The following is a 23,028-nucleotide window of genomic DNA, read 5'->3' as shown; positions in this document are numbered from 1 at the left end:
TAGGCTCATCAACATTGTAATTATTGATATTTGGTAAATCATCTTAAAACTAGCCTAACTATACACTGCCATTAGAAACATGTCCAAAAACAGACAATGTCTACAACAATCTGTAAACAAGTCAGTATACAAGCTGGCGACTTTTTACCGCCTTACTGACCATCATAACATGTTAAAATCCGACCTATAAGTTATGGCAAATATAATTATTGATAACAATATATTATCAAACGTATGGTTATGCAATGCTACTATCTGATACTCGTTGGTACTCGCCAGTCTATTAGCGCCTTAATCAGTACGCTTAAAGCTGTCATTGAACTTATATAAGCGACACATCGTTTGCTAAAGATATACATTAAACGAGCACAAAACGACTTATCATACACAGCGATACTAGGTGATAAATGATAATATTTGATTTTTGCTTAACATGACTTTGCCACTTTTTTATGTTTACCCTTTAATTTTTCTGCCCATACTTTTTAAGGATAATATTATGAGTAATAAAAACAACCACCCTGATAGTCCAGTTGTCGAAAGTACTGTTGTTAAAGCCAGCGATGCAAAACCACAAGAAATCGCTGAAAATCATGAACCTGCTAAAACTGCTGACGTTAAAGCTGATACTAAGGCTAACGATACCAAGGCTGATAGCGCACAAGCTGACAACACAAAAAAAGAAGCGCCAGCTACTAAAAAATCTGATGCTAAAGAAACTGATACCAAAAGCTCAGAGACTAAAGACACCACTAGCAAAAAATCAGATGATGAAAAAGCAGAAACCACAGCAGCTAAAAAACCAGCGACTGCTGCTAAAAAAGCGAGTAAAACCAAACCTGCCTCAAACCAGAATCGTGTGGCAATCCTAGGTGGTAACCGTATTCCATTCGCGCGCTCGAACGGTTCATACGCTGACGTTAGCAATACAGATATGCTGACAGCTGCCCTAGACGGCTTGGTTGAGCGCTATAACTTGCAAGACGAAGTCATCGGTGAAGTAGTTGCTGGTGCCGTTATGAAGCTAAGCCGCGATATCAACCTGACTCGCGAAGCAACATTGAACACCGCACTGAACCCACACACGCCAACTTATGATATCTCACAAGCTTGCGGTACTGGCTTGCAAGCGACCTTTGCTTCTGCCAACAAGATCGCACTTGGACTTATTGATTCAGCCATCACTGGCGGCGTAGATACTACCTCTGACGCGCCTATCGCTATTGGTGACGGCTTGCGTAAAGTATTGATCAAACTTGGTGCTGCAAAAGACAACAAGCAACGTCTAAAAGCATTAATGGGTCTAAATCCAAAAGATTTGATTGATTCACCGCAGAATGGCGAGCCGCGTACAGGTTTATCAATGGGTGAGCATCAAGCCATCACCGCGCTTGAGTGGAACATCACTCGCGAAGCTCAAGATGAGCTTGCCTTTAACAGTCACAAAAACCTAGCACGTGCTTATGATGAAGGTTTCTTTGATGACTTGATTACGCCATACAAAGGCCTGACTCGTGATAACAACTTACGCCCAGATACCACGCTAGAGAAGCTGGGCAAATTAAAGCCAGTGTTTGGCAAAAAGAACGCCAACCCAACCATGACTGCCGCCAACTCGACGCCACTGACTGACGGTGCATCTTGCGTCCTATTGGGTACTGATGAGTGGGCCAAAGAGCATGGCTTAAAACCACTGGCTTATATCGTGCATCAAGAAACAGCAGCGGTAGACTTTATCGGTAAGTCTGGCACGACAGAAGGCCTACTCATGGCACCAGCTTACGCTGTACCACGTATGCTTGAGCGGGCTGGCCTCACGTTACAAGACTTTGACTTCTATGAGATTCATGAAGCGTTTGCCTCACAAGTATTGTCGACACTGGCTGCTTGGGAAGATGAGACATTCTGTGAAGAGCGCCTAGGTCTTGATGCGCCACTAGGATCGATTGATCATAGCAAGTTAAACGTAAATGGTTCATCACTAGCAGCAGGTCATCCATTTGCCGCGACCGGTGGTCGTATCCTAGCCACCGCTGCGAAACTACTGGATCAAAAAGGCTCAGGCCGTGCGCTAATCTCTATTTGCGCCGCTGGTGGTCAAGGCGTAACGTGCATCTTAGAAAAATAAGTTCCATAAATTGTGAATTTAAAATATATGCTGACTAATCATTTTAATTAGCGTATATCTATCCATAAAAAATGCCCTTTAACTATTTAAAGGGCATTTTTTATTGTCTGTACTTTGCTATGATAGAACCGACCTAGATAGTAGCCTCTTAAAAAAGCCGATACGCCAAACAAAGGTAATATTTATGGGTAAGACAGAATTTCTACTTAAAAAAAAGCTTCTATTAAGAAAAATGAGGCAAGTCATTTTTGGCTCTGAAAAATTGGTAATGACAAAACCGCTGACAACCAGTGATTTTCAGTCTCTAACCACTAAGGAGGATTTAGATCGGTACAATCAGGAGCAAGCCATCCTTTCTGAACGTATCGAAAAAGACATTCTTGATGATGAACTGCGTCGAAAAATGCATCAAGATTTAATTGATACCTATGATGAAGAGCTCGAAAATGAAATAGATGATTATGCGCGTGACTTTCGTTTTAACGGACGTGAGATGAGCGAGCAAGAAAAACTGGATAGGCGCACCTACTTCCATGAGTTAGTACGATTGCAGCGAGAACTTATCAAGTTGCAAGACTGGGTGGTTGATCGCGGTGAGCGTATCGTCGTTATCTTTGAAGGGCGAGACTCTGCTGGTAAAGGTGGGGCCATTAAACGTATCACTCAGCGGCTCAATCCGCGAGTTTGCCGTGTTGCCGCCTTACCTGCTCCAACGGAACGCGAGCAGACACAGTGGTATTTTCAGCGCTATGTTGCGCACTTACCAGCCGCAGGTGAGATTGTGTTGTTTGATCGCAGCTGGTACAACCGCGGCGGCGTTGAGCACGTCATGGGTTTTTGTACCGATGCGCAGTATGAGGAGTTTTTTCAATCGGTACCAGAGTTTGAGCGCATGCTCGTGCGATCAGGCATTCGCTTAGTCAAATACTGGTTTTCTATTACCGATGATGAGCAGCATGCACGTTTTATGAGTCGGATATATGATCCGCTAAAACAGTGGAAGCTCTCACCAATGGACTTACAGTCACGCAGGCGCTGGGAAGACTACACCAAAGCAAAAGAGACCATGTTTGAGCGTACTCATATCCCTGAAGCGCCATGGTGGGTCGTTGAAGGTAATAACAAAAAGCGCGCTAGGCTCAACTGTATTGCGCACTTACTCGAGCAAATCCCTTATAAAGAAATACCTCGTGACGAGATTGAATTGCCCAGTCGTAAACGCGATGATGAATACTACCGAGAGCCTATTCCTGATGATATGTATGTACCGCCGCGCTACTAGCACTAACTGATACAAACATATGTCCCAAAAAAAGCCTTATAGAGTTATAAGGCTTTTTTATTGATCACAAAGTATCACCATGATGGCTATCGATAGAGACGCCTAGGTTTTTGAATGAAGTGGTATGAGCTACATGGTATAAGTCGATTGTAAACTGTCAATTTTTCCCGCTAATAATCGCTCGACTTCGTTTTTAATTCTTTGTCCAGCGATATCACTACCAATTTGCACCGCAAAGCCTGCTGGTCGACCACCTTGGGTTTTGGAGTTGATCCAAACAACCTTACCATTCATTGGCAAGCGCTCGCTAGAGTTGGGTAATGTGATAGCGATAAACACCTCGTTACCCAGCTGCTGCGACTGATCAGAAGGCACAAACAATGCGCCGTTATTCACAAAAGATAAATAGCTGGCATACAGCGTGTCGATACTTTCAATGTGACAGGTTAAGATCCCGCCGCGTCCTGGCATTGCCATAGTCAGCTTCCTTTATCAACTGGGTCTAATATATTTTTATGAATTATTGAGAGGTTATAAATAAAAGCGATTGTGAGTTATTAGGCACTGATGAAGCGCTATATCACGACTTTTACAAGTCAGCTAACTCTTGCATTAGCTTATCATAGGCAAATTTTTCTTGCACATTTTGTTGCAAAGCAACTTTGGTCTGCTGCAAGCTGGTCGCGAATGTCTCTAATCCGCTATCGGTAGGTTGATAAGATTCTAGTGCAGCCGATAGTTTGATATCTTTTTGTAGTTCACCAAGCCCCAAACAAACACGGCGCATATCAAGCAGCATCAGCTCAGACAGTTGAATAAACTCTTTTATACTTAACTGACCTTGCCAATAGTCACTTGCTGCCACACTACTACGCTTACCACTACGTAGCGCTTGCCATGTGGTCAGCCATAAGGATCGCTTGCTATACCACGGTGCCTGTGCCAGTGCTATCGCAGCGAGTGGCGCTCCGTTTGCTAGCTGTATCAGCTGCTCAATCGCCGTTTTACCAACGGCTTCACGATTGATGGTGTGACCGAGCGCATGGGTCACATAATCGATAGCAGCAGCAGGCTCAATAGTCTGTAATGCCAACTGTTGTACACGGCTCTTAATCGTTGGAAGTAGCTGAGCAGGCGTATCACTGATTAAAAATAGATGAACTTGTGCTTGCGGCTCTTCTAATGTTTTGAGTAACGCATTGGCAGCGGCGACGGTCATTTGCTCTGCGTGGTCCAACACACAGATGCGCATTCCCTGCCCGCCTTGATAAATAAAAGGCTGCAGGGCACGAATGTCATCCACTTTGATTTTAAGCGCACTGCTGCTTGTGGTCTTGGCACTTTTTTTATCTTTTGCGCTGCTTGGTTTTTCTTGAAGGGTGTCGCTATCCGCATTGATTGGCATACTCACGATTGGCAGTACTTGCAAGCTTGGATGAGTCCCTGACTTAAGCCATTGACAACTTTCGCACGCGCCGCACGCGCCTAGTGGATTCGTATCACGCTCGCGGCATAATAGCCAAGCCACCAGCCGCCATACAAAGGCGCGTTTACCCATACCTTGCATACCAGCAGCAAGCAATGCATGCGGCAAGGACTGCTGCGCCGATACTCGCTGCGTCAATTGTGACCACAACGTCTGCTGCCACGGCAGCAAGGGCGCAAAATAGATACCGTCTGAACGCTCTTGCGCACCTACATTTGCTGTCAGATCATTCATAGTTATAGCTCTATTGGCTCTATCACGTTTTTAGATATTTAGGATGCGGCACGCTAACGATACTCTGGATAATGTGCAAGCGCTTGCTCAAACGATTATTTAGCGGGGTTTTGAAAATCAGCTAAGCTCATGGCATTTAAACGGTCTAGATCTTCTTGTGTATCAACACCAGCCGGCAGTTGACAAGCTGCTTCTGCAATGGCGATATGCTCGCCATTTTCCAGCACACGTAGCTGCTCTAGACTCTCGAGTAACTCAAGCGGAGTCTGTGGCCAATGTACAAACTGCTGTAATAAACTGACGCGATAAGCATATAGACCCAAATGGCGATACGCATTCTTTGGCGGCTGTCTTTGATTGTCACCCGCCAATACGATATCACGATCACAAGGGATGGGCGCGCGACTAAAATAAAGTGCGCGCTGTAGGTTGTTTGCCTGTTGACTGACGACTTTTACCACAGATGGTCGCTGGAACGTATCGTAATCACCGATAGGCTCACAGAGTGTCGCCATGACGCTAGCCTCATCCGCGACCAAAAGCGCCTGTACCTGTTCGAGCAGTAATGGCGGTACAAGTGGCTCATCGCCTTGCATATTGACCACAATATCATGATCAGTCCAGCCTTTGATAGCAGCCACTTCTGCCAAACGGTCAGTGCCTGAAGCATGCTCGCTACTTGTCATCACCACATCAAAACCGGCATCAATACAGACCTTTGCAATTTGCTCATCATCAGTCGCAATACACATATCGTCAGCAAAGGTTGCTGTTTTTGCCTTTTCAGCCACCCAAAGTATCATCGGTTTGCCATGAATGCTCAATAATGGCTTACCAGGTAATCGTGTGCTCTTAAAGCGTGCAGGAATCACAATATGGGTTTTGGCAGGTGTAGTGACAAGCGACATGGTTTATTCCTAAAAAATTGTGTCAGTTTGATGTATTGAATATTATCTATGATGTCGTTTTTGTACCAACATCAGGATCAGCCTCAATACCCAAAGCTTTTAATTGCTGGTTTAGATTATCATAACAGTTATCGGATAATACGGCTGTCACGGGCAAAACCCACAACCTGCTAACGAGCTGTGCATACTCATCACTTGATGCTTGCTCCGCCGTATAGTCTGACAATAATGCTTTTATTTTTACCGCATCTTTACTAGTAACGACGATAGGATAATCGCTGTATTGTAAAAGCTCAGCCAAATTAAAGTCATAGTGATCAGGATAAGGATGCCCTATCACCTCAAAACCAAGAGATTCTAACGTATTAAAAAAACGCTGTGGATAGCCGATACCACTGACTGCATGTACTATACTATTACTGGTAGGTACGACATTATCTATTTGCTTAATAGATGATTGAGGACTCCATATACGTTGCAATTCATCAGCTTGCAGACGCATAGTCAAGCGCTCAGAGCTCTGTGGCTGATTACTACTTTTAGTCGAGTCTGTATTTGGTTTTTCATGATAAATAACATGAGCACCTTCTAATCGTGACATTGGCTCACGCAAAAATCCGGTTGGCAATAATTGCTCATTACCAAACCCTCGCTCGGCATCTACCACAATCCACTCTATATCCCGCTTGAGCGCATAATGTTGCAAACCATCGTCAGCGATAACTAATTGCAAATCAGGTTCAGCATCCAACAAGGTAGTAATCGCTTGCTGACGATTAGGAGATACTGCCATGGCAACGCCTGTCATATGAACAATTAAGCATGGCTCGTCGCCTACCACGTTAGGCGAACTGGTCGTGGTGACCAATGCTGGCATTTGGCTCGTATCACCACCATAGCCGCGGCTGATGACACCGACTTTTATGCCTCGTTTTTGCAAGTAATTGACCAAGGCGATAATTAACGGTGTTTTGCCGCTACCACCCACACTAATATTACCAATGACCATGACGGGTATAGGTGCGCGATAACTTGATAGCAGCCCAACTTTATAAGCGTGACGACGAAGTAATGTGATCAGTCCATAAAGCCAGCTAATAGGTAGCAAAAGCCATAACCAAGCAGCCTTACGTTGCCATGCATTAGTAACTGTCGTTTCAATACTCATGAATAATTGCCATGTATCCTATTGATTCGCTGCCTGGGCGTTGACGCTTTATCAAATAAATCTATTCTACTCAAAGTCTCGAGCATACATTTGCGCGTAATGACCTTGCAGCTGCATCAGCTCATTATGGGTACCAAGCTCAACTATCTGACCACCATCCATCACAGCAATACGATCTGCAGATTCAATAGTCGTTAAGCGGTGCGCAATCACTAGCGTCGTACGGTTTTTCATGACGTTATCGAGCGCTTGCTGAATATAATACTCTGACTCATTATCAAGCGCACTGGTGGCTTCATCCAAAATCAGAATCGGAGCGTCTTTTAACAGCGCACGAGCAATAGATAGTCGTTGACGCTGTCCGCCAGATAGCTGAAGCCCTTCGGCCCCGATTTCGCTTTGGTAGCCGTTTGGCATTTTCATGATAAAGTCATGCGCGAAAGCCGCTTTTGCGGCCTCCTCGACCTCAGCTTGGCTCTTATTAGCCAAGCCGCCATAAGCAATGTTATTAAATACTGTCGTATTAAATAGTACGACTTGCTGATTCACCATCGCAATTTGCGCACGCAGACTTTCTAATTTGATATCTTCAATTGGTATATTGTCTAAAGTAATTTGCCCAGAAGATGTCTCCAGGGTACGCGTTAAAAGATTCACTAAGGAGGACTTGCCCGCTCCGCTTCGTCCCACTAATGCAACTGTCTCGCCTGCTTTTATATTTAACGTAAAATCACGCAGAGCAACCGTCGAGTCTGGATATACCAAACTGATATTATCCAACGACATTTGACCAGATAACGCCTTGCTAATAGTGCCTGTGTCTTCCTCTTCTGGCTCGTCAAGTAATGCAAAAATCGACTCACCAGCAGCAATGCCTTTTTGCAATTTTTGATTGATATCAGTCAATGATCGGACGGGCTTACTGAGCAGACCAGCCGCTGCAATATAAGAGATAAACTCACCTGCTGAGATATTACTAATGACTGAAGGTCTCAATGCAAGCCATACCACCACCGACATGGCTATCGCCATCAGCAGCTGTACTGCTGGGGTATTGATACTATTGGTGACGACCACCTTCATGCCTTGGCGTAAGTTCTTTTTTGAAGTCTTATCAAAGCGCTCGGCTTCATATGCTTGTCCGCCATAATTTTTTACCACCTGATAGCCACCGATGACCTCATTGGTAATATGACTGACACTACCCATCGTTTTTTGAATACCTTTAGAGAGCTTAAGATAGCGCTTGGAGGCGATGCGAATGAGCCACAATATAGGCGGCAATACGACAAACAAAATGAGCGTCAAGCGCCAGTTGCTATAAAGCAAAAAGCCTATCAATGCCACAACCGTCAAACCATCACGCAACAAGGTCTTCATTGAGTCTGTACTGGCAGCGGTGACTTGTTCAACATCAAATATCAACTTGGATGAGATCGTACCAGCAGGATTGGCCAAATAGAATGAACTTGGCAAGCGCAGTAGTTTATTAAAAACCTCAACCCGCAGCTCATAAACCAAGTTACGTGAGACCAAAGCCGAGTAATAGTTACCCAAAAAACTGCCCAAACCGCGTACGAAAAATAGCGCAATGATGAGTAATGGAAATAATGCTTGTTTGCTTCTATCACTTTGATTGATGGCATCAGTAATGTATTGCAACAGCTTGGCAATCCAAATCTCAGTTCCTGCGTTGATAGCAAAGCCCAAAACCGTCAGTAGCAAAGCCCACCAATACGGCTTTAGATATCTTAATAGACGCAGTAAAGTCTTACTTTTTGGCGGACTAGACGGGGCTGCTGAAGGTTTTTTAGCAGAAGGTTTTGTAGAGTCAGGTGTATAAGCTTGGCTCATAAAAGCCTCAATGTAGGTGTCATGACATGAATGGGCTGTGCTTGATACACAGTTTATAGTAATGATGCGGCAAATGTTATTGCGGCAAAGTTTGACCAAGTGGGACAACGGTGCTGATATTTAAGTTCAAAAACCCGAGTTTACCAGCAACATCCATCACCCGTACGACAGATTGATGGGTAGCGTTGGCATCCGCTGCGATGACAAATAGCATATCGCGATTGCTTCCTGCTTCTTGCTGCAACATACTGGTCAGTTCAGCCTCATTGCTACTGGCGAGCGTAATACCATTGACCAAGTAACTGCCATCTTCTTGTACAGCTACTTCTATACTATTTTTTTGCTCTGTCTGCGCCACACCTTCTGCTTCAGGAAGGATAATATTTAAACGACTAAAATGATTAAAGGAGGTAGCCAGTAGCAGAAAGACGATTAAAAACAATAAACAATCAATCATCGGCGTCAGATTAATTTCAAGCGGCTCGACAGTCGGTTTTCTAAAACGCATATGAATCTCTTCTATTTACCTGCTGTTACGAACGTACTTTGAGCATCAAACTTGGTAGCAAATATGACAATTATATTGTTGCCATATTGGTTTTATCTATATTTAACTGGTCAGGAGCACGCTCATCAATAGTAGTCATATTACTAGTAGATACCGCTGCGTGAGCATTGTCGAGCAATTGGTAGTCGTATAGTTCTTGAATCATCAGCCCTGCTTGAGTCTCGAACTGTGCATTGATGTCGATGATACGGCGCTGAAAGTATCGATACGCGACAAGCGCTGGGATAGCGACGATCATACCAGCAGCTGTGGTAATTAGCGCTTGTGACACACCAGCAGCAAGCATCGTTGGATCTTGCATCGCACCATCAGTAATCGCTAAGAATGAAGAAATAATACCTAATACAGTACCCAACAATCCAAGCAATGGCGCAATGGCACCAATTGTTCCCAGCATATTGATATTTTTTTCTAACTGGTGAACTTGTACGCTGGCACGGTTTTGCATGTGCATGGTCATAGATTCTAGACCATACTGACGATAGAGCAAACCTGTCGCCAAGATATCACCAAGCGCCGTCTTATCTTTGACATTCATCAATTGCGTACGGCCGATATCTCCATTTTCGCGTAAACGAGTGATGAGCTGTTCACGCAATCTGCTAGGCACAATCTTGCTAAACTGTAGTGTATGACTACGCTCAATAATGATAACCAACGCCAATATAGAACAGACGACAATAGGTGTCATTAGCCAGCCACCTGCCTTTACTAACTCCCACATATTTGCTCTCTTCCATATTTTAAAAAACAGTTGTTACGTAGATGGATTTATACGTAAATAGTCGTTACTAATAAATCAGTCCTACTAGCTTGCGTATTGTCTTAAGCCTGTGCTTCTATGTGCTTAATCAAAGCAGCTAACTGGTCTTGACTGTGAAAAAAGATCTCAACACTACCCTGCCCGTCTTTTTTGTGCTTAAGTTTTACCTCAGCACCCAGCATATCTGTCAGTCTTTGCGTGAGACGTTCTTCATCACGCGACTGTGCTTGTTCGACACGGTTGGCTTTGGGTGCAGGGTTCAAAATGGATTTGACCAGCTTTTCAGCTTCTCGCACCGTCATACCGCCATCAATGATTTTTTGTGCAATGATCGGCTGCTGCTCAGAAGACAATGCTAAAAGCGTTCGGGCGTGACCCATATCTAGCGCGCTATTTGCCAAATGATCTTTTACCGTATCATGTAATTGATTTAGGCGTAGTAAATTCGACACCGTTGTACGCGCCTTGCCAACTACTTCAGCAATCATCGCATGGCTCATACCAAACTCAGTATGAAAGCGCTGCAACGCCGCTGCTTGCTCGATCACAGATAAGTCTTCACGCTGGATATTTTCAATTAATGCCAGTGCAATGGCAAGCTCATCAGATAGCGCACGCTCAATCGCCGGAATAACCGACTTTCCTGCCATTTTTGCCGCGCGCCAGCGACGTTCGCCAGCGATAATTTCATGAGTGACAAAGGCTTCACTCTTATCTTCATTTGCCAGTAATGGGCGGATAACGATAGGCTGCATCACGCCATGCTGCTCAATAGAAGACGCCAATTCCGCAAGCGCCGTTTCACTCATATCACGGCGCGGTTGATATTTACCTGCTTGTAGACGCGTGACATCAATCTGCACGAGGCTGATTTGATCCTCTGAAGCGTTTACGTCTGTGCTATTACCACGCGTTTTGTTGATAGCTGTCTTGCTCGTCACACGTGATGAACGAGTACTATTACTGACATTGTCAGCGGATTTCGCAGCCGATTTTTTGCTAGCTTTGGACGCAGCCGCATCGACGGGTGCAGTTTTCACAGACATATTGGTATCTAGCGTTTCAGCTGGCACGGCCATATCGCGTGCAGCCATATCATCTTGCAAGGCAGAGGCGGTGATTTGCTTTTCTTTCTTGATTGACCCTAATAAGGCATCTAAGCCTCGATTGGCAGCCAACCCTCTTTTCTTCGCCATGATTACCTATCCTCTAACGCTAAAATAAAAGCCTATTGATTACTGCTGCGGCTTACTAAATACAATGTTAAGTGCTTTATCGTTCGAAAGTTTTTATAGAAAAACTAGCTGCTTTGCTTCATCACTTCAGCGGCCAGTTTTTGATAGGCGCGCGCGCCTTTCGACCATCTCTCATACGCAATAACTGGCAGACCATGGGCAGGTGCTTCTGCTAAGCGAATATTTCTTGGGATATGAGTCTTATACATAATATCGCCAAAATGCGCTTCTAATTCAGCAGACACATCACGGGCAAGCGTGTTACGCGCATCAAACAGCGTTCTCACAACACCGCGAATGTATAATTTAGGGTTTAATTCAGTGAGACGCTCAATCGTCTGCGACAAATCTGCTAGCCCTTCTAGTGCATAATATTCACACTGCATCGGAATAATCACACTATCAGTTGCGACCAACGCATTAATCGTCAGTAGATTCAAACTCGGCGCACAGTCTATAATGACATAATCGTATGACGGCTGTTTTGTATTCGCTTGATCGCTAACCAAATCTGCCATGGCCGTTTTGAACAACTCATGACTGTCCGTTTTACCCATCAACGTGATATCCATGCCAGCCAAGTCACGATTGGCACCGATCACATCAAACCCTGCCGGACTGGTCACAATGGCTTCAGACAACGCTACACCATCCAGTAAAACATCGGCTATAGTAAGCGTCAGATCGTTTTTGTCGACACCAGTACCACTGGTTGCATTGCCCTGTGGGTCTAAGTCAATCAGTAGTACGTGCTTGCGCTTAGCAGCTAAACTGGCGGTCAAGTTTACCGCCGTCGTGGTTTTGCCCACGCCGCCTTTTTGATTCGCAATTGCTATGATTTCCATACACTCACTCAATTTTATTAAGGTCTGTTACTGACTTTTTCTTTTAATTTATTTGACTCAGAATTTGCCGCTCAATCTTATATGCTTATGCAGTGCTACTAACTCAGCGCTTCATGAAGGGCAGCCATTTATAAAAAAACTTCTTTTATAAATTACCCAATTTTCGTTTGTATATTTTTAGTGCTTTTAAATACTATGCCATTTAGGTACAAACGTAAACTGCGTTTCACAAAAAACGACTGCTGTTTCATGACTGAGAAGTATCTACCATTCAGGCATTTTTAGCAGACATTTCAATCAAATGACGACTATCATGCAGACGTGGCACTGTCAGCTTAATCGTCTTAATGTGCCAATCACTATCGAGCGCTTGTAGCTCTTCATCGCTCGGTGCCTTGCCTTTCATAGCACACAAATAACCGCCATCTGCCAATCTCGGCTGCGCTACTTCCACAAAATCTATCAAACTGGCAAACGCTCTAGAAGTCACCACATCATAGCTGGCTTCGTGCGCTTCAATACGCGAAGCGATCGGTTGCATATTACGTAAGCCAAGCTCACTGCTGATCTGCTTAATAAAGCGAATCTTTTTTTGATTACTATCAAGGGCTGTACACGGGCGCTCAGGCTGACAAATCGCAATAATCACTGCAGGCAACCCTGCACCTGTACCGATATCAAGCAGCGACCCTGTCGGCAAATGCGTTATAATAGACAAGCAATCAATCACATGTTTGATCAGCGCTTCTTGTGGATCGGTGATGGCGGTCAGATTATACGCCTTATTCCACAACAAAAGCTGGTCTAAGTACAATAATAACGTGCGCTGCTGTTTCTCACTTAGTGATAGACTTAGCTCACTTACGGCTTGTGCTAAGATACTGGCCAGCTTTGGCAATTGTGAGCCAAGCTTCACAAAGCCAGTCGGATCAATATTGATATTACCCGTGCTAGTAGACGACGAAGAGGTTTTAGCGGAAGCTGACATACAACGAGTTATCCAGTTTTGACATGTGAACCGCCTATTTTATCATGCAGTCTGCTCATTGAATAGTTGCAGATTGCGCCAATGTGGGACATCTTATACTATCTGCACCGTTCATGACGCGTTATTCTGCGTTAATAGCATAAAACGCCTTGCCTAGTTTCTTCATTTTTCGTTTATCATGATCAAAGATTTCTCTAAATATGATACAAAACTGCGTTTAATGACTTCGCTAAAATGTGACTATATCTTGTAAGATGTCACTATCAATTATAAAAAGTTCAATGCGCGCATGACCAGAATAAATATATTATCCCTCACACTCTTTCAATACCTTTAAAACGATTTCTCAAAAACCTATGACCGAACAACCTTATACCCCTATATCTCAAATATCAAAAGATGCTAATAATATGGTACCACCTACCGCTGACTCACAAGACGATGAACAAACAATATCTAACGCCCCAAATCCTATTTTTACTGAGGTTCAAAAAAGTTGCCGTATTTCGGCTGAGCAATTAAAACGCTATAGCGACCCTGATGAGTTGCCTACAGACACACGTACTGCGCCTGACTTAGATGTTGGTTTTGGTCAACAGCGTGCGCTCAAAGCCTTACATACTGCGTTAGACATCAAAGCAAGTGGCTATCATGTGTTTGCTGCTGGCGAGAACGGCTTGGGTAAGCGTACTGTCATCAGTCGTCTGTTGGCCCGTATTGCCGCCGATGCACCAACGCCTGATGATTGGGTCTATGTGCACAATTTTACTGATCCACGTACGCCACTGGCTCTACGTCTACCTGCGGGGCAAGCCGCTTTGCTACAACAGCAGGTCAATAACTTGTGGCAACAAGCGAAAAAGCGACTAAGCCAACGCTTTCGTAGTGACCAATACCAAAGTAAAATCGAAGCAATCAAAAACAGCACGCATCAAAAAGAGAGTCATGCTTACGACGCGCTAAACGCTGAAGGCAAACAGTATGATCTAGCCTTGACGTTTCGCTCATTTGATAATAAGGCAGTTTTTGTCCATCCCAGTCAGCTGACGACAGACAGTAGCAGCAACCCTATAAAGGCTTCTGAATCATCTAACAATAATGAAGACTTATTATTGCTAGATGATAACGAAAAAGCCAACATACTGAGCAACGATAAGACTAACCCTGATGAAGATCAAAACAACGCTCAAAATTCTGAGTATGGTAACAGTGAGTACGAGGCTGAGTTAAATAACTTTGTACAGAAAAACCATATGCAAAAGCGCCTCAGTCAACTAACCATTGCGTTAGAGCAATTAGAAGACGAAGCCAACGATGCGATAGAATCACTGCATCGCAGTATCGCGCGCCGTGCATTACAGCCTTTGTTTGCGCCTGTTTATGAGCAGTTTGCCACGCACCCGCTTGTGGTTGATTATCTCAAAGCGGTATTCGCCGATATGGTTACTCATGTAGAGCGTATCGTTAACGGCGATGATGAAGAGTTTGTGACGGCTGTATTGACCACAACCCCCAGCCGTTACGCGGTCAATGTCATTGTCAGTCACGCACCAGACAGTGGCGCGCCTGTTGTCTTTGAATACTTGCCAACCCATCTAAACTTACTAGGTCACGTCGAGCAAATCACCCAATTAGGGACAGTAACGACTGACGTCAGTATGATTCGCGCAGGTGCCCTACACCGTGCCAATGGCGGCTACCTGCTGCTAGAAGCCAGCCATTTACTTGAGCATCCTTATGCATGGCAAGGTCTAAAGCGCGCGCTACAGTCACGCAAAATTAAGCTCTCAAGCCTTGAGCAAATGCTAACGCTAACAGGTAGCTTGTCATTATCACCAGCGCCCATTGATCTTGATATCAAAGTGATCTTATTAGGCGAAGCTGACTTATATTATGAGCTGCTAGAGCTTGAACCTGAGTTTGATGCAGTGTTTAAAGTTCGCGCGGACTTTCATGATGATGTGACGCGCACCAGTGAGCATGAATTGGCACTGGTAGCGAAAATGGCAGATATCATCGATTATGCTGATCTCTATCCATTCGATAGTAGCGCGCAAGCCACGTTACTTGAGCATTTAAGCTTGCAAGCTGAAGAGCAGGACCGTTTAAGCCTACACAGTGATTTGTTGATTAAACTGTTGCATGAATCAAACCGTCACGCTCGTTTAAATGATGAGATGATGGTGACAGCAGATCATGTCATTCAGGCAATTGAAGACATGGATGAGCGCTCAGGATATTTGCGCGATCTATACTGGGACGAGCTCAAAAACGGCCAGCAGCTGATTCAAACCCAAGGCAGTGCGGTTGGGCAAGTCAACGCCCTGACCGTCGTCAGCTATGCTGATAGTGAGTTTGGCATGCCAGCGCGCCTCACCGCGGTCATTCAACCCAATATTGGCGCAGGTGAAATCCTTGATATCGAGCGTGATGTAGACTTGGGTGGTAGCTTGCACGCCAAGGGTATGTTAATCATGACCAGTTATTTGCGTGCGTTATTTAGCCAACACCACGCCCTAAATTTTAGTGCTTCGCTCGCGTTTGAACAAAGCTACGCCCATATCGATGGTGATAGTGCCACCGTTAGCGAAGGTTGTGCACTACTATCCGCCTTAGCAAATGTCCCCATTGATCAATCCTTTGCCATTACTGGTTCTATGAATCAGCTGGGCGAAGTGCAAGCAGTTGGTGGTATCAATGCCAAAATTGCTGGCTTTTTTGATGCGTGCCGTGAGCAAGAGTTGACGGGCGCTCAAGGCGTGGTCATTCCAATGGCCAATGTCAAACAACTCATGCTACGTGACGATATCATTGCGGCGGTAAAAGACGGTGACTTCCATATTTATGGCGTTTATACCTTGAGTGAAGCATTGACCTTAATGACAGGCCTACCCATCGATACCATGAATAAAAAAGGTCGCTACCGCAAAGACACCCTATTTGGCAAAGTCCTAAATCGTCTGATGCTATGGGATGAGAACCAAGACGGCGACGATGAGGTAGATGATAAAAAGTCGAAAAAGAAAGAGAAGAAAAAACGCAAAGCTAAGCGCCAAAAAAAAGAGGACAAAATAAAAAAAGAAAAACGTAAAGGCGAAAATAACGATAGTGACGTCACTGATAACCATGGGCACAGTGAAGCTTAAAGTGTCAATGACAACACACCAAAAAATAACTAGGACGCGTCTAGACTATGCTTAGACGGCGCCTAGACAGCGCCTAGACGATGTCTAAATGTATACGAACGTCCCTAGACGCTTTGATGCTTTTCTGAGATGATAAACAACTAGCCAAAATCTGTAGAACAATAACCTGTGACTTTATAAAGGGTGTTTTTTGATGACTGTATATTCTACTAATGCCGAGAACATCCAAGCTCAGTCAGATTCTGATGAGCAAGCGATTGCAATAGAGGCGGCAGAAAATGATGTGTTAAAAGAGACCCAAGACAATCGTCACGGGGCAGCGACAACGGCTCGTCAATGGCAAGTGCTGTCACAGCTACAGCGTAATCGCTGGGTAGGTACGACACATATTTATGAACAGCTCATGATGGCCGGTTTTGACATCAGTCTGCGCACCGTACAGCGTGATTTGAACGCATTGGCCAAACGCTTTCCTATCGAAAAAAACAATGCCAATCCGCAAGGTTGGCGCTGGAAAGAAGATGCGCCGCTGCAAAGTTTGCCGCATATGAATCTATCGCAAGCAGTTGCTTTTAACATGGTCGAGGCCAATCTCACTCAGCTATTGCCACCTGTGATTTTAGACGAGCTATTTCCGTGGTTTGATCTAGCAAGAAGACAGCTCAAAAACAGTAAAGTCACGCATTCATGGATAGACCGCGTGCGTATCGAACCTGCTACCCAGCCACTTATTGCCCCAGATATAGATTTAGATAGCAAAGACAACATTTACCATGCATTGTTTTATCAGCTACAAATTAATGCCTGCTACACTCGCAGCAATAAGTCAGAGGCCAGCGAATACACGCTAAATCCTATTGCCATTATCCAGCGTGGCGTGATTATTTACCTACTGGCGACTCGTACCGATGACCCAAAATCCACCATCCGCACTTTTGCGCTGCATCGATTTGATAGAGTCGAGATTTTAGAGAGCGCAGCACAGACACCAGATAACTTTCAGCTCGATACTTATTTGGATGAAGGCAGCATGGGCTTTAGCCATCCGTTGTTTGGTGAACTCGCTGAGCGTGGTAAAAATACAGCCGTTGAGCTACAATTTACGCAACAAGCAGGCAGAAGCCTCACGGAAAGCAAACTGAGTGATGATCAAATCGTTATATCAAACGACGATGATACCCTGACGATAAAAGCGACCGTTAATTTGACCTCACAGCTGGTTTGGTGGTTACGCGGTTTTGGCAGTGGACTGTTAGACGCCAAGCCTGCACTCCTTTATCAAGCAGTATTGGACCAACCTGCAATGACAAATAACGAATAACACTCAAATGACAATAATCGTTAATCACTAAAAATTAAAAAAGGAATATTATGCCGACCACTGCCCCATCACCGCTGCTTTCCGACAGTTTAAGAGGACTGGGCTTGGATACGGGAACGTTATTTTTTGCGCTCAACTATGAATTTACTAAGATCGAGCCAAAAGGGTTGCTTAAGCGTTTTAAAAAGGACAAAAGCGCGGTAGATATCGACTTGGCTTGCGTATTGTATGATGACAATTGCATCATTAGTGATATTGTGTGGTTCAAACAATTACGTGACAAAGCTGAATCCGTCAAGCATCAAGGAGACAGTCTAAACGGTAAGGATCGCGGAGAGCAAGCCATGTATCTGGCTCCGCTTGATCAGGAACAAATTAGACTAGAGCTAGAAGAGATCCCCTTGCATATCACTCATATCGCTTTGATTGCCAATTCCTATCACGGGCATTCACTCTCTAGGGTTAAAAAAGGTGAGATTCATTTGAGTGATGATGAGGGTAACCGCTGTTTTGAAGTCAACCTAAAGCAGCTCCCACGTGATTGTAAGACGCTTTGGGTGGCTCATTTGCGCCGATCCGTTGATGACTGGCATTTAACCCTACAAAACTTACCATTAAGCGCTGAAGATCTATCGAATGCAGCACAAGAAGTCGCACATGAATTGGCACGGGCGCTACCGATTCCTCAAGGAATATAGTGTCAGTCGATCATAAAAGCTAAAAAGGGTACTGCGTCTCAATCACACAGTACCCTTTTATGTTTCCTGCCAAACATATTTATTTCTAGAAATCTTAAGCATAAATTTCTGTGATTGCCTGATAGATACTAAGCTATAAAACCTCACCGCAATGGGGGCAAAAATTCTTTTGACGCACTTCTACTTCTCTTTCTCGCCGCTCAAGTTCTTGTTCACGCAGTACTTGTAGTACGATATTTTGCGCTTGCTCTTTATCTAATCCTAGCTCTCGGCGAATCTTATCAATCATCATCTGATTTTGTACCAAATCAAAGTCGCTATCGATCAGTTGCTCACGAAAATGCTGCTCTAACTCTTCACGGCGCTGCGCCAACTCATTTGCAAGACCCGTTGCCAAAATACCCGCAGGCAATGCCGCTAGGCCCACACCCAATATCGTAATAATAGCACCCAAAATCTTGCCAGCATTAGTGATTGGTGTGACATCCCCATAACCCACGGTCGTGAGCGTGACCACAGCCCACCACATCGCCTTGGGTATTGACTCAAACTCTTCTGGCTGCGCATGGTTTTCGACCAAATAAATCCCACTTGAGGCGGTCACAATCATAATAATCAATATAAAAATAACCGCTTGGAACGAGCCGCGTTCTTTACTGATGACCACTAGCAGGATACGCATGGACGCAAAATAGCGGGTCAGTTTGAGAATACGGAACAAACGCAAAATACGTAAGAAACGCAGATCAATATTGACGAAGAAGTTTAAGAAGGCTGGAACAATGGCTACCAAATCAATGAGCGCGGAAGGACTTCTCACCCAATCCCAACGCTGCTTCCACGTTGTATTGTCCGGTTTGGCTTCAGCAACACTCCATAGCCGCAGCAAATATTCAATAGAAAAGATCACAATAGAGAAGTTTTCGAACCAAGTAAAATAATCTTGATAAGGGTAATACCAACTATCAACTGACTCGGCAATCACAGCTGCCACATTAGTCATAATCAGGAATATAAGAAAATAATCAATATAGCGGCTAAACAAAGTGTCATGTTCATCATTTTGCAAAGTATCATAAACAAAATGACGCAAGCGCCTTATAGATTTGAGTAGCATGCCATCCCTATTCGGTGAAATACCGGTGTTATATAAATAAAATAAAGCCACTATCGTAAGATATGCCTTGAACGTTCTATCGCAAAACAGCTTATCTTAATCAAGATAGAGGTAGTTTCAGATTGCCAATAGCAATACTGAATCATTGAGCACCAACCACAATCAACCCTCATGTGACATGCAAATAGTGAACATAGACTGCTATTAATAGCATCAATACTATTACTAAAACAGAAAATCGTAAAAACTGCTCATCAGCGAGCAATTGCTGGGTTATATCCTGAGCAGGTACCAAAAATAAATGACATTCAGGGCAACAAGAATCTACCTGATTCAATATCTTTGCAGAACGCGCATTCTCACAGCGTAGTGGAGAGTTGCTACAATAACCGAGCATAATATATTACGCCTCTTGTCATATTATGAATATCAATTCAGTAAGCCATCACCATCTGTTTCCAATTCTACCGTTTAGACATTAGCAATCATCAATATAATTCTTAGCTACCTATTTTCAGAATATCACAACACGCTTATACCCTACCTCACAATAATCAATTTTTTTAAATAATCAAAATAATTATACAGTTATCGCATTTACTATAAATAATTAAATAAAACTTAGTAAAGCACAATTAAAACCTTACAGTAATTGTGGTTTTATACTATAATAGAGTCATAATGTTACCGCTTTATCATCCATTATAACATTATGTATCAGTGTGCCAATGTCATCCCTCATTTAGCACTGATAACCTTTTAATATATTAAGGAACCAAATCATGAAACTACAATCCCTAGTTTTAGCCGCTGCTACTGCCCTTACCATGACTACTGCTTTTGCTGTACCTGCTGGCACTTGGTCTATTGCGGCTGGTGCACATTATGTTGACCCTAAAAGTGATAATGGCACTCTAGATAATGGTTTGTCTGTTGATGTTGACGGCGATATACAACCAACCATCAGTGGTGAGTATTTCATTGCCAACAATGTCGGTGTTGAGCTACTCGCAGCACTTCCATTTCATCATGATTTTGATCTAAATAGTGCTGATGGCACACAAGTTTTAACAGGTAAAACTCAACATTTGCCACCGACTCTTTCTGTGCAATATCACTTTGACTCTGACAACATGCCAATGAATATTAAGCCATTCGTTGGTGTTGGCGTGAACTATACGACCTTTTTTAAAGAAAGAATCTCTACCGGTGGTGATTTGGATCTTGACGACAGCGTTGGTGTGGCCGGTCATGTCGGTTTGGACATTCCTTTCGCTCCAACTGAAGCTTTCCGTATCGATGCGCGATATATGGACATCAAAACAGATGCTACTTTAGATGGCAGTGATATCGGCGAAATCGACATTAGCCCTTGGGTATATGGTGTTGCATTTGTCAAACAGTTTTAATCACAAACCGTATTAACCTCGATGATCTAAGTATAAAAAGCCAGCGCTGATGCTGGCTTTTTTGCGGCTAACATTTGCTTATTTTAAACACAGTACTGCTCAAAAAAAAGACCACCCTTAGGCAGTCTTTTTTTGATTTTAGCTTTTAGAGTAGCGTATCAGCTATAGCAAAATACGGCGTGGATCAGCGAGCAAGGTAGCAACATAGCGAGTGAATACTGCTGCATCTGCACCATTGATAACGCGGTGGTCATAAGACAATGACAATGGCAGCATCAAGCGCGGCTCAAAAGTCTGCTTAGCCGCATTCCAAACAGGCTGCATAGTCGCTTCTGAGGCGCCTAAGATACCCACTTGTGGCCAGTTGACCAGTGGCGTGAATGCTGTACCGCCCAAGATACCTTGGCTTGAGATGGTAAAGCTTGCACCTTGCATGTCTTTAGTAGTGAGCTTTTTGTCACGTGCTTTGCCTGCCAACTCACCAATTTCGATGGCGATCTGCTTGATGCCTTTGTCCTGTGCATTTTTAATCACAGGAACCACTAGGCCGTCATCAGTCGCAACCGCAATACCCATGTTAACGCTCTTACGCAAAATCACTTGCGTATTGTCATCACTCAAATGACTGTTAAAGCGAGGGTGCTGGGTCAAAGCGTAAGCAGTTGCTTTAACAATAAAGGCCAAAATAGTCAGACCAATACCTTGCGCCTTCATGTCACCTTTTAGCTCACCGCGTAGTTTTTCAGTTTCGGTGATATCAGACAAATCAAACTGTGTCACTTGCGGTAGATACGTATTGTAGTTCAACTGCGGGATTGACACTTTTTGCAAGCGGCTTAAATCTTGGGTTTCTGTTTCGCCCCAGATTTCAACGTTGCTCATATCAGGCAGCTTTGGCAGACCTGAGCTAACAGCACCCTGAGCAGCTGGTGCGGCTTGTTGGGTTGTCAAACGATTTTTGACATGCGCAAACAGATCTTCTTTTAGAATGCGATCGTTTAGTGCTGAGCCATTTACCTGTGTGATATCCACGCCAAGCTGACGAGCCAGTTTACGTACAGCAGGACCTGCATATACATCAACCAACTTTTCATTCACTTCCGCTTCGCTCAGTTTTTTGCCTGTAGGTGCAGCAGTTGAGGTCGGTGCAGACGCTTGCTTTGGCTCACCTGTTGGGGCTGGCTGTGGCTTGCTTTCAGCTTTCGGTGCAGGCTTGTCCGCTTTATCTTCAGCTTTAGCAGTATCCGCTTTCGGTTTTGCCTTAGGGGTACTTGCCGCTTTAATAACGATAAAGTCTTGACCGTTGGCAACAGTATCACCAGCATTAACCAAGATTTTTTCGACCACGCCTGCTTCTGGTGCAGGCACTTCGACTGAGGCTTTGTCTGACTCAATCAGTAGGATAGACTCATCGGCACTGACCGTGTCGCCTACACTTACCATAATCTCAGCTACTTGCGCTTCATCAACGCCTATATCTGGCAGTGCATGGGTAGTCGATGCGCCTTCGCCAGCATCATCAGTCGCTTCTTCTGCATCTGCGTCATCTTCAACGGGTGCATCTTCATTATTATCGTCTGCTTGTTCTGCCTCAGGAGCTTCTTCAGCAGTGCTGTCAGTGTCATCGCTTGCGTCAGCACTCTCTACTTCGATCAATACCATGCCTTCGCTGACTTGATCGCCAATGGCAACATTGATTTTGGTGACTTTACCAGCAGCAGAGCTTGGTACTTCAACTGAAGCTTTATCAGACTCTAGCAAAACAATGTTGTCATCTTTTGCGATGACATCACCCACTGCTACCATAATTTCGCTGACTTCAGCACTATCGACACCCAAATCGGGGGCTTTAATATCCATGTTTTATCTCCTAGTCTT

18 protein-coding genes are annotated in these 23,028 nt (G+C 44.2%); 6 read left to right on the top strand and 12 right to left on the bottom strand.

The features are described from left to right. Positions 1 to 499: 499 nt before the first annotated feature. A complete protein-coding gene (locus tag ACHUET_RS06970; RefSeq protein WP_394211700.1) occupies positions 500 to 2,128 on the top strand; it encodes an acetyl-CoA C-acetyltransferase in 1,629 nt (542 codons plus the stop codon). Positions 2,129 to 2,312: 184 nt separating this feature from the next. Continuing rightward, positions 2,313 to 3,410, top strand: a complete 1,098-nt coding sequence (gene ppk2, locus ACHUET_RS06965) for a polyphosphate kinase 2 (protein WP_394211698.1) — start codon at positions 2,313 to 2,315, stop codon at positions 3,408 to 3,410. Between the two features lie 129 nt (positions 3,411 to 3,539). On the opposite strand, the gene ACHUET_RS06960 is transcribed toward ppk2, so the two are convergent. From ACHUET_RS06960 to rsmG, 10 genes are all read right to left on the bottom strand, one after another. Continuing rightward, on the bottom strand, positions 3,540 to 3,887 hold the full coding sequence (locus ACHUET_RS06960) for a PilZ domain-containing protein (protein ID WP_394211696.1): 348 nt from the start codon (positions 3,885 to 3,887) through the stop codon (positions 3,540 to 3,542). Between the two features lie 112 nt (positions 3,888 to 3,999). Beyond that, positions 4,000 to 5,130: a DNA polymerase III subunit delta' gene (locus tag ACHUET_RS06955; protein WP_394211694.1), complete on the bottom strand. Its 1,131-nt coding sequence runs from the start codon at positions 5,128 to 5,130 to the stop codon at positions 4,000 to 4,002. 95 nt (positions 5,131 to 5,225) lie between these two features. Further along, the gene (gene kdsB, locus ACHUET_RS06950; protein WP_394211692.1) at positions 5,226 to 6,038 is read right to left on the bottom strand and encodes a 3-deoxy-manno-octulosonate cytidylyltransferase; all 813 of its coding nucleotides are present in this window, start codon (positions 6,036 to 6,038) and stop codon (positions 5,226 to 5,228) included. 46 nt (positions 6,039 to 6,084) lie between these two features. Then, positions 6,085 to 7,206, bottom strand: a complete 1,122-nt coding sequence (gene lpxK / locus ACHUET_RS06945) for a tetraacyldisaccharide 4'-kinase (RefSeq protein ID WP_394211690.1) — start codon at positions 7,204 to 7,206, stop codon at positions 6,085 to 6,087. A gap of 66 nt (positions 7,207 to 7,272) precedes the next feature. Then, positions 7,273 to 9,060 (bottom strand): lipid A export permease/ATP-binding protein MsbA, encoded by a 1,788-nt coding sequence (gene msbA, locus ACHUET_RS06940; RefSeq protein WP_394211688.1) that lies wholly within the window; start codon positions 9,058 to 9,060, stop codon positions 7,273 to 7,275. A gap of 76 nt (positions 9,061 to 9,136) precedes the next feature. After that, complete coding sequence (locus tag ACHUET_RS06935) at positions 9,137 to 9,568, bottom strand: ExbD/TolR family protein (RefSeq protein WP_058024949.1); 432 nt, start codon at positions 9,566 to 9,568, stop codon at positions 9,137 to 9,139. 70 nt (positions 9,569 to 9,638) lie between these two features. Beyond that, a complete protein-coding gene (locus ACHUET_RS06930; protein ID WP_394211686.1) occupies positions 9,639 to 10,352 on the bottom strand; it encodes a MotA/TolQ/ExbB proton channel family protein in 714 nt (237 codons plus the stop codon). Between the two features lie 101 nt (positions 10,353 to 10,453). Beyond that, positions 10,454 to 11,587, bottom strand: a complete 1,134-nt coding sequence (locus tag ACHUET_RS06925) for a ParB/RepB/Spo0J family partition protein (RefSeq protein WP_394211684.1) — start codon at positions 11,585 to 11,587, stop codon at positions 10,454 to 10,456. A gap of 104 nt (positions 11,588 to 11,691) precedes the next feature. Then, positions 11,692 to 12,471: a ParA family protein gene (locus ACHUET_RS06920; protein ID WP_394211683.1), complete on the bottom strand. Its 780-nt coding sequence runs from the start codon at positions 12,469 to 12,471 to the stop codon at positions 11,692 to 11,694. A gap of 271 nt (positions 12,472 to 12,742) precedes the next feature. Further along, on the bottom strand, positions 12,743 to 13,459 hold the full coding sequence (rsmG, locus tag ACHUET_RS06915) for a 16S rRNA (guanine(527)-N(7))-methyltransferase RsmG (RefSeq protein WP_394211681.1): 717 nt from the start codon (positions 13,457 to 13,459) through the stop codon (positions 12,743 to 12,745). A gap of 410 nt (positions 13,460 to 13,869) precedes the next feature. On the opposite strand from rsmG, the gene ACHUET_RS06910 reads away from it, so the two are divergent. The 3 genes from ACHUET_RS06910 (at position 13,870) to ACHUET_RS06900 (ending at position 18,624) form a co-directional block, all read left to right on the top strand. After that, positions 13,870 to 16,605 (top strand): AAA family ATPase, encoded by a 2,736-nt coding sequence (locus tag ACHUET_RS06910; protein WP_394211679.1) that lies wholly within the window; start codon positions 13,870 to 13,872, stop codon positions 16,603 to 16,605. 193 nt (positions 16,606 to 16,798) lie between these two features. Next, on the top strand, positions 16,799 to 17,926 hold the full coding sequence (locus ACHUET_RS06905) for a helix-turn-helix transcriptional regulator (protein ID WP_394211678.1): 1,128 nt from the start codon (positions 16,799 to 16,801) through the stop codon (positions 17,924 to 17,926). A gap of 50 nt (positions 17,927 to 17,976) precedes the next feature. After that, the gene (locus ACHUET_RS06900; protein WP_238037504.1) at positions 17,977 to 18,624 is read left to right on the top strand and encodes a TerD family protein; all 648 of its coding nucleotides are present in this window, start codon (positions 17,977 to 17,979) and stop codon (positions 18,622 to 18,624) included. A 133-nt stretch (positions 18,625 to 18,757) separates the two neighbouring features. On the opposite strand, the gene ACHUET_RS06895 is transcribed toward ACHUET_RS06900, so the two are convergent. Continuing rightward, positions 18,758 to 19,741 carry an ion transporter gene (locus tag ACHUET_RS06895; protein ID WP_238037503.1) on the bottom strand — a complete coding sequence of 328 codons (984 nt, stop codon included), beginning with the start codon at positions 19,739 to 19,741 and terminating at the stop codon, positions 18,758 to 18,760. A gap of 782 nt (positions 19,742 to 20,523) precedes the next feature. Between ACHUET_RS06895 and ACHUET_RS06890 the strand changes: the two genes are divergently transcribed. Beyond that, a complete protein-coding gene (locus ACHUET_RS06890) occupies positions 20,524 to 21,150 on the top strand; it encodes an OmpW/AlkL family protein (RefSeq protein ID WP_201599697.1) in 627 nt (208 codons plus the stop codon). A gap of 162 nt (positions 21,151 to 21,312) precedes the next feature. Here the strand turns inward: ACHUET_RS06890 and ACHUET_RS06885 are convergent, their stop codons facing one another. Then, positions 21,313 to 23,010, bottom strand: a complete 1,698-nt coding sequence (locus ACHUET_RS06885) for a 2-oxo acid dehydrogenase subunit E2 (RefSeq protein WP_394211675.1) — start codon at positions 23,008 to 23,010, stop codon at positions 21,313 to 21,315. Positions 23,011 to 23,028 lie beyond the last annotated feature (18 nt).

It is taken from the genome of Psychrobacter piscatorii (genome assembly GCF_043641605.1).
GTDB classification, from domain to species: domain Bacteria; phylum Pseudomonadota; class Gammaproteobacteria; order Pseudomonadales; family Moraxellaceae; genus Psychrobacter; species Psychrobacter piscatorii_C.
Note: the sequence above shows the minus strand (reverse complement) of the source record. Positions and strands in the feature narration are given on the sequence as shown.

Bases quoted from the DNA above. Each gene is read 5' to 3' on its own strand.
- ACHUET_RS06970 (WP_394211700.1), top strand. From the start codon at position 500: ATGAGTAATAAAAACAACCACCCTGATAGTCCAGTTGTCGAAAGTACT.
- ppk2 (WP_394211698.1), top strand. From the start codon at position 2,313: ATGGGTAAGACAGAATTTCTACTTAAAAAAAAGCTTCTATTAAGAAAA.
- ACHUET_RS06960 (WP_394211696.1), bottom strand. From the start codon at position 3,887: ATGGCAATGCCAGGACGCGGCGGGATCTTAACCTGTCACATTGAAAGT.
- ACHUET_RS06955 (WP_394211694.1), bottom strand. From the start codon at position 5,130: ATGAATGATCTGACAGCAAATGTAGGTGCGCAAGAGCGTTCAGACGGT.
- kdsB (WP_394211692.1), bottom strand. From the start codon at position 6,038: ATGTCGCTTGTCACTACACCTGCCAAAACCCATATTGTGATTCCTGCA.
- lpxK (WP_394211690.1), bottom strand. From the start codon at position 7,206: ATGAGTATTGAAACGACAGTTACTAATGCATGGCAACGTAAGGCTGCT.
- msbA (WP_394211688.1), bottom strand. From the start codon at position 9,060: ATGAGCCAAGCTTATACACCTGACTCTACAAAACCTTCTGCTAAAAAA.
- ACHUET_RS06935 (WP_058024949.1), bottom strand. From the start codon at position 9,568: ATGCGTTTTAGAAAACCGACTGTCGAGCCGCTTGAAATTAATCTGACG.
- ACHUET_RS06930 (WP_394211686.1), bottom strand. From the start codon at position 10,352: ATGTGGGAGTTAGTAAAGGCAGGTGGCTGGCTAATGACACCTATTGTC.
- ACHUET_RS06925 (WP_394211684.1), bottom strand. From the start codon at position 11,587: ATGGCGAAGAAAAGAGGGTTGGCTGCCAATCGAGGCTTAGATGCCTTA.
- ACHUET_RS06920 (WP_394211683.1), bottom strand. From the start codon at position 12,471: ATGGAAATCATAGCAATTGCGAATCAAAAAGGCGGCGTGGGCAAAACC.
- rsmG (WP_394211681.1), bottom strand. From the start codon at position 13,459: ATGTCAGCTTCCGCTAAAACCTCTTCGTCGTCTACTAGCACGGGTAAT.
- ACHUET_RS06910 (WP_394211679.1), top strand. From the start codon at position 13,870: ATGGTACCACCTACCGCTGACTCACAAGACGATGAACAAACAATATCT.
- ACHUET_RS06905 (WP_394211678.1), top strand. From the start codon at position 16,799: ATGACTGTATATTCTACTAATGCCGAGAACATCCAAGCTCAGTCAGAT.
- ACHUET_RS06900 (WP_238037504.1), top strand. From the start codon at position 17,977: ATGCCGACCACTGCCCCATCACCGCTGCTTTCCGACAGTTTAAGAGGA.
- ACHUET_RS06895 (WP_238037503.1), bottom strand. From the start codon at position 19,741: ATGCTACTCAAATCTATAAGGCGCTTGCGTCATTTTGTTTATGATACT.
- ACHUET_RS06890 (WP_201599697.1), top strand. From the start codon at position 20,524: ATGAAACTACAATCCCTAGTTTTAGCCGCTGCTACTGCCCTTACCATG.
- ACHUET_RS06885 (WP_394211675.1), bottom strand. From the start codon at position 23,010: ATGGATATTAAAGCCCCCGATTTGGGTGTCGATAGTGCTGAAGTCAGC.